This window comes from Bacillus hominis (genome assembly GCF_018332515.1).
In the GTDB taxonomy this organism is placed as follows: Bacteria; Bacillota; Bacilli; order Bacillales; family Bacillaceae_G; genus Bacillus_A; species Bacillus_A hominis.
The window spans coordinates 1-6881 of sequence record NZ_BOQD01000428.1 but is presented as its reverse complement, the minus strand read 5'-3'; the positions used below and the strand labels follow the sequence as shown (position 1 = coordinate 6881).

Sequence of the window (6881 nt, the reverse complement as noted above, 5' to 3'; positions counted from 1 at the left end):
AATACCTCGTATAAATAATATACCTTTTTTTCAAATGGTCAATATTTTCTTATTTATAAATCAAAGGTGAAATAAAAATAGCACAACGATATGTACTTCGTGTGAACTTCCTTATAATTACGTATAAAGAACATTTGATATATTGCATATAATTATAATACCTCTTTAATTATTAGGATTTCAACACCTCAGCACCCTTATCTACAAAAAACCATCTAAAATGAAAAGTAAGGAGTTGCGTAATGATGAAGCTATCTCCCGTTATCTCAAAAAATATAGTTGCTGTTGGCTATAATCCTTTTTCTATGATTTTACGTATTCAACTAAAGAATGGTATGTATGATTTCTTTAACGTACCAGAAAGCATCTACACCGGTTTATTAAACGCACACTCTAAAAGTTATTATCATAATACTTATATTAAAAATTCTTACCGCTATACTAAAATTTAAACTTGATTGGCATACAAAAAAGAAAGGCGAATCAAATCCCCTTTCTTTTTTGTATATTTTCCACTCGCAATTTACCTTCTATTTCTTTTATTAATTTCATCGTACGCTTGAACTTGTCTTTTAAGTCGCCTGTCGGCTTTTTTATCATGTACGACAAGAACTGCGTGTATCGCTCCTGGAACCCAAAAAATTAAGGTTAAAATGAAATTAATAATCGCTTGAAACGGCTTTCCGCAAAATAAAACAGCTACCGGCGGAAGTAGAATTGCTAATAAGTACATCATGTCTGAAAAACTCCTTAATGTTTATTTTTCAATTCTTACCCATCCATCTCCTACACTATCAAACCTATGAAACCATGTTATTTCTATAAGCGTATATAAGAACTCATCATTACAAAAATCACATATAATAGTATCACTAAATGAGGAGCCTCTCACTAACGTTAACAAGCTATTTTCACCTGTTCGTTTATATGTATATTCTACGCCTATATGAAAAAGCCTACAAAAAGAATTATCACATCAATCTTGTCCTACTTCTAAAATTGAAATACTCCAAACTTCATTTAAAAGAGTATTTCATTGCCTTTTCTTAGATTCCAATCTTTGTTCCTCTACTATTTCGGTTAATCCAATTGCTGAAATTACAGTACCTATTGCCTGTATCCAAATACCTATTAGTCCTATTATACGTTGATCTTCTTTATCTATATTACTGTCTTCATTTCCCTTTTCTTCTTTTGATATATTGCGAATACCTTCATATGCTTGTAATCCTGCACCGAAACTTTGCATTGAGTTCCCTAATACAATAATCCACTGTATTCCATTTATCTCATTCAATGCTACTTCTACTCCTAAAAAAGCTCCAATTGATTGCAAACTATTTCCAGTAATTATAAGAGAATCATTTTCTTTCATTTGTTCATTTAGATTAAAATACGTTCCTATTACATTAGAAATATTACCTAAAGCTAATAACTCAATCCCCGTCTTCGCTAGCGCTTTATTTTTATTATCTATAGTTACATCTTGCCTCTCACATTTATCTTCATCTTTCGCATCAATAGTTGCTATAATTTGTAATATATATCCGAGGGCTTGTAATGAACTCCCTACAATAACAAGATCCGACTCAATCTTTTCTTCTCCTGCAAACCCTCTAGTTGTTCCAATAGCTGCTATAAGATTTCCTCCTACTTGAAACCATGCCCCTGTCAATTCTAAATCGCGTAGGTTCATTTTCCATCACCTATATTAAAATTTTCTAGTACATTCGAAATAAACAAATATCACCTTTAATTCATTATTTTATTTTTCATATGTACTTTTGTGCATCACATAATGTACTAATAATACAAAAGAGCACCTTTCAGGCGCTCTTTTTGACAAGGAGTTTCTCGATGAATGTATAATTTGCAAATGCTTCTTACATACTTTAATATATGCTTGTCCTTCAAAACTGTGAATACAACATTTAATACTTATCTGAACATTACATGCATACCGGACATGTCAATGAATCTCCGTTTTTATCTATTGATATATTTAATATATAATGAATTGCTTTATGTGACCATATTTCAGGTGTAGGAGATTCTTTTACATATTGAGGTGCACATAAGTGAAGCATGGGAGTGCTAATACTTCCACCTGGATCTAAAGCAACTACGGCCATGCCATTTGGCAGTTCCATTGCCATAGACTGCGTGATACCTTCAATAGCAAACTTCGAAGCACAATATGGCGCAAGTTCAGCCTCGCCTTCTCTTCCCCAACTAGAACTCATATTAATAATAATTCCTTCTTTCCTAGCTATCATCGCCGGGACGAACGCCCTAATGACATTTACTACCCCGTTCACATTTACACTCATTACACTTTCAAATTCTTGAGCGGTAACTTTCCATAGCGGTGCATTTTGATTAACAATCGATGCATTATTTATTAACATATCGGGAGCTCTATACTTATTAAGAATACGACTTGCCCATTCACTAACTTGGTGATGATTTGAAACATCAATTATTTGAAAATCATGTGAAGCACCGTAATATTTATTAAGCTCTTCAATTTTATTTTTTGAGCGCCCACACCCTGCTATGTTCCATCCCAATTCATGAAACCTATCAACCATTGCACGTCCTAATCCTTGCGTTACTCCAGTAATAATTACAAGTTTCCCAATGTCGTTTCGCTCCAACTTCATCTCCTCCTTTCAATTAATATTACTCTTTTTATTCTTATTCAACTTCTCACTTAAGTATCAATTCATTTCATACTTTAGAAGTGTTTTTGATATTACATATTACAAGCAAAAAGAGTAACCATCATAGTTACTCTTTTTGTTTATATCTTTATTATTTTTAAATTGTGTCTTCTCTTTCCTACATTTCTCACATCGATAAATATAGGCTACACCTTAATGAAAGTATATTTATGTTTACGGTTCGATTTATCCAAATATTGTTCAATCCACTTTTTCAACTTAACAGAGCCCACCTCTATTAAAGAATTTCCACCTAGTCTTATAACATACTTTTATTTAAATTCTCAATCTCATTTTGCAACTTTTTAAATTGCTCAAAATGCATTGTTATAGATTGAATACTGTTCCTTTCAACATTCTGCTTCACTAATAAAACGCCTGTATCGTGAAAAATCGCTTCAAGTTCTTTCCTTATAGATACTTTCGTAATATATGCGGTTTTAATTGCCGATAAAATTGCTATTTCATTAAACTTTAATTTTATTTCATTAGGACAAAATGCTTTTTCGATCAATATAACATCATTACTATAAATAAAAGCAACAAGTTTACTTGATTCTGCATCTGTTAAATCCACTGTTTTTATAACATTATCCATTACATTTCGCCTCCTCTAATTCCATATATATTAATTATCAGAATTTATTCTTTTTAAAATTCAACTCTTCGTTAATTTTAACATACTTTTTGCTCGATTGATTAAACAAAGCTTCAAACACTTTTCTATTCCGGAATATTTGTCAAATGAACCAATTAGACTATACCTTCATATAGTAATGCAAACAATTACTTATAAAGTAGGTGAAAATTATGCCCTCAGTTGTAGGGAATTTAGTTGTACAAAATAGTAACGGATCTTTCAACTTAGGTGATTTCTACAACGTTTCTCCAAAAGAGAATACGAAAGCTTATAACGGCTCTGGCGCATCTAACGTTGGTTTCGTAGTGAACACTTTCAGTGGGGTTAGCGCGACTAATACATTTGATTCTGATCTAGCAGATCAAAACCAAGTTGGTACGGCCTAACCAGATCTGTAATCATTTTTGTATAACATTTTTAGATTTGTCTATACTATACTCAGGCTGATACACAGCTAACGTCGATTTTTTGAGTGCCAATCTTTTTCTCCCTTTCCCTGGGACTAAGCAGCTAGTTTGCATCTAGCTGCTTTTTCATTTAGTTCTTCACCTCTTCAAAAAAATTAGGCTTTTACAGGCAGCCTGACTCACAGCCGAATTTTGAAGCGTGAATCTAACTGCCCGCAAGTAGCTGGATAAATTAAAAAAGCTAAACTTCAAAATTCAACTTCTTTTAAGTTACATCAATTATGTCCCTTGCAGAAAATATATATGTTTTATAAAATGCATCTGTACATTTTACAATTTGTTGAATTGGATTTATATGAACCACTGTCATATAACTTGTAAGTATGTATCCTTCTTCAAAATAGGTCACTAACATCTCTTCTTCAGTCAATAATGAAGTTAATAATTTGTCTGAAATACTTTCTTTCACTTCATTCGTTAATAACGGCCTTTGGACTTTTAATTTCTCTCCAATAATTTTTCTCATACTTAATAATTGTTCCGACATTACTGTAAATGGAACCCACTCTCTTCCTTTTTTCTGTATCTTTACATGATTCATTATCTTTACTCCTCAATTTTCTATATCTATCCATTCATAAAAATAGAAATTTCACTTCTAAATACACTTTATCCATCTCTTATTTATATGTAGCGTAGATTTCCAATTCAAAACTATTTATGAATTTGTAGGAATCTCAACCCTGGAAGAACGTTTGTTCTAATTATACACGAACGAACGTTCTTTCGGAAGTGCAACATGTAAATTTTTCAAACAAAACTTTAATCTATGAAGTTTATTCATACTCATTGATTACTCCCTTTTATTAATCAAATTTCTTTGCACTTCCTATCGCATCATAGAATACGTGTAGCAACAATAAAAGCGACTCCACCTAATGTGAAGCCGCTTTTATTGAACTAATTATATTTTTAATTTTACTTTTCTATCCTAGCTAACGTTCTTTCTAGAATAAAAATTTCAGCTACATCAAATTGATTTATTATCAAGTTTAATTCCTCAACTTTTTCCTGATCTTCATCCCCAACCCAACAACTAAATAATTCAAAGATATGATATGTACCATTCTTTAAATTATGTACTCTATTCAATTTCTAAGAACATATTAAAAATATATTTGGTTTATATTTAACAAAATTAATTAACTAAAACATTATCATTTCAACATTTTGCGAAGTAATTGCTTATTGCTGTTTATTTACACCAAAATTTTCTATTGTAATTCTTAATATTTAAATGTAATATTGTATTGTCTTACTATCTATTTATAACACACACACTAACGAGAAAAGGGAACTCTATATGAGTTCCCTTTTCTATTAAAAATTAAAAAACAGAAATATAGCACTATGCTAAATCTCTGTTTTTCTTCTAAACCTTATTTCTCATCTAAGAATTTAAATGTATCTTTAAATTCATTATCTGTTACTTTAATATCCGCTTCTTTCAATAGATCATTGATTACTTGTTGTTTCCATTTACCTGTCGGATCTTGTAGTCTTTGTTGTTCTAAATCTTTTCGAATCGTATCTTTCACTTCATCAAACGGTTTCAATTCTTTTTTATCCGTCACTTTTATTATATGATAACCATAAGATGTTTTTATTGGCTCACTTACTTGTCCTGCATCTAATTTATACGCAGCTTCCTCAAATTCTTTCACAGTTTGACCAGGAGCAAAACCAGCTATTTCTCCGCCTTGTTCCTTTGAACCCGTATCTTCCGAATATTGTTTCGCTAAAGCAGTAAAATCTTCACCATTATTTATTTTCTCTTTTACTTCTTTCGCAGTTTTTTCATCTTTCACTAAAATGTGACTTACCTTCATTTCTGGTTTATGGTTATCTTTCACATCTTTATCTGTGACAGTCGCTCTAATCGCTTTTTCAAGTGCAATTTCTGGCTTCATTCTCTCTTTTAATTCATCTTCATTTTTTAATCCTACTTGCTCTAAAGCCACTTTAAACTTGTCACCCATTTGTTCCTTCGCTGCTTCTACTTGTTTTTTAGCTTCTTCATCTGAAACTTTATATTTATCTAGCAATGCCTTATTTAACATCATTTGAGATAAAGTACTTTTTCCATATGTTTGCCTTAATTCTTTACTTAACTCTTTCTCTGTCACGTTTCCTACTTTTGATGTTGCAACATTTTCTGAGGAACCACACGCAGACAATGTTAGCGCCATACATGCAATAACAGTTCCCATAAATAGCTTTTTCTTTTTCAATTCAAATACCTCACTTTAATAAATATATATTAGGAACTATACAGTGCTATTGTGAAATTAATGTGTTTTCCACAAGTATTTCTCTTCATGTCAGAGACAAGCTTTATTAAACACTAAAAGCCGGCATGAAGCCGACTTTTTAACATCATTTAATCTGTACATGTTCTTCTTTGATCCATTTGTTCCCACCTATATCTATATATCCATCTTGACGATTCCAAATACGATAAGGGACCCTCCCATCGACCGCACCTGTATCATTCCCGTTTGGTCCATCGTACGTTCTAATTTCATATCCAGGTGTGTATTTTGAGTATGCATAGTACCATTGCACATTAAAATGCTCTAACTTAGCCCACTGTTGTTCGCCACCTAAACAAATCATATCTTTTTCGCCACCTCCCCAATAACCTTTATAGATTATATATGGGATTTTTTTCGTAAGTCTTCCTGTAAACTGTGGATTCGCAGGATTCTCATATAAATTAATACCGTATCCATCATCATATTTTGAAACTGCAATACCAATTCCATTTGGTTGCTTACTATCTCCAATACTAGATTGACTTGTTTGATTTGAACCTATAAACCAAGAAAGATTTTTATTCCCAATTAATTGATTCAAATCACATTTTCCAATACCAGGAACATTTCCTGAATCAGTATATTGCCAAATATCACAAGGATATGCTGGTTTATTCCCTCCATAACGAGGAATCCAAATAAAATCAGCATCAATATTGCGAGCCCCAAATGATACATACGTGTGATGTCCTACATATAAGCCAATTTTTTTTGCACCTAATCGGCGTAATTCATC

General features: G+C 31.9%; 9 protein-coding genes. 2 read left to right on the top strand and 7 right to left on the bottom strand.

Going from position 1 to position 6881, the window contains the following annotated elements; translation table 11 throughout:
• Positions 1 to 242 precede the first annotated feature (242 nt).
• Entirely contained in the window at positions 243 to 452 is a 210-nt protein-coding gene (locus KI356_RS26050) for a KTSC domain-containing protein (RefSeq protein WP_033714709.1), read from the top strand.
• Positions 453 to 523: 71 nt separating this feature from the next.
• Here the strand turns inward: KI356_RS26050 and KI356_RS26045 are convergent, their stop codons facing one another.
• The 4 genes from KI356_RS26045 to KI356_RS26030 all read right to left on the bottom strand — a co-directional run bounded on the left by KI356_RS26045 (position 524) and on the right by KI356_RS26030 (position 3321).
• On the bottom strand, positions 524 to 736 hold the full coding sequence (locus tag KI356_RS26045) for a YqaE/Pmp3 family membrane protein (protein WP_002065263.1): 213 nt from the start codon (positions 734 to 736) through the stop codon (positions 524 to 526).
• Between the two features lie 297 nt (positions 737 to 1033).
• Positions 1034 to 1696: a DUF6944 family repetitive protein gene (locus KI356_RS26040; RefSeq protein WP_212936892.1), complete on the bottom strand. Its 663-nt coding sequence runs from the start codon at positions 1694 to 1696 to the stop codon at positions 1034 to 1036.
• 253 nt (positions 1697 to 1949) lie between these two features.
• Positions 1950 to 2657, bottom strand: coding sequence for an SDR family oxidoreductase (locus KI356_RS26035; RefSeq protein ID WP_212936891.1), 708 nt, complete (start codon positions 2655 to 2657; stop codon positions 1950 to 1952).
• Positions 2658 to 2982: 325 nt separating this feature from the next.
• Complete coding sequence (locus KI356_RS26030; protein ID WP_128279962.1) at positions 2983 to 3321, bottom strand: hypothetical protein; 339 nt, start codon at positions 3319 to 3321, stop codon at positions 2983 to 2985.
• A gap of 212 nt (positions 3322 to 3533) precedes the next feature.
• Between KI356_RS26030 and gerPF the strand changes: the two genes are divergently transcribed.
• A complete protein-coding gene (gerPF, locus tag KI356_RS26025) occupies positions 3534 to 3749 on the top strand; it encodes a spore germination protein GerPF (RefSeq protein WP_001141569.1) in 216 nt (71 codons plus the stop codon).
• Between the two features lie 286 nt (positions 3750 to 4035).
• Here the strand turns inward: gerPF and KI356_RS26020 are convergent, their stop codons facing one another.
• The 3 genes from KI356_RS26020 to KI356_RS26010 form a co-directional block, all read right to left on the bottom strand.
• Positions 4036 to 4371 carry a YolD-like family protein gene (locus tag KI356_RS26020; RefSeq protein ID WP_128279961.1) on the bottom strand — a complete coding sequence of 112 codons (336 nt, stop codon included), beginning with the start codon at positions 4369 to 4371 and terminating at the stop codon, positions 4036 to 4038.
• An 838-nt stretch (positions 4372 to 5209) separates the two neighbouring features.
• Positions 5210 to 6061, bottom strand: a complete 852-nt coding sequence (locus KI356_RS26015; protein ID WP_212936890.1) for a peptidylprolyl isomerase PrsA — start codon at positions 6059 to 6061, stop codon at positions 5210 to 5212.
• Between the two features lie 145 nt (positions 6062 to 6206).
• On the bottom strand, positions 6207 to 6881 hold a 675-nt coding region (locus tag KI356_RS26010; protein ID WP_212936889.1), incomplete at its 5' end, for a glycoside hydrolase family 25 domain-containing protein.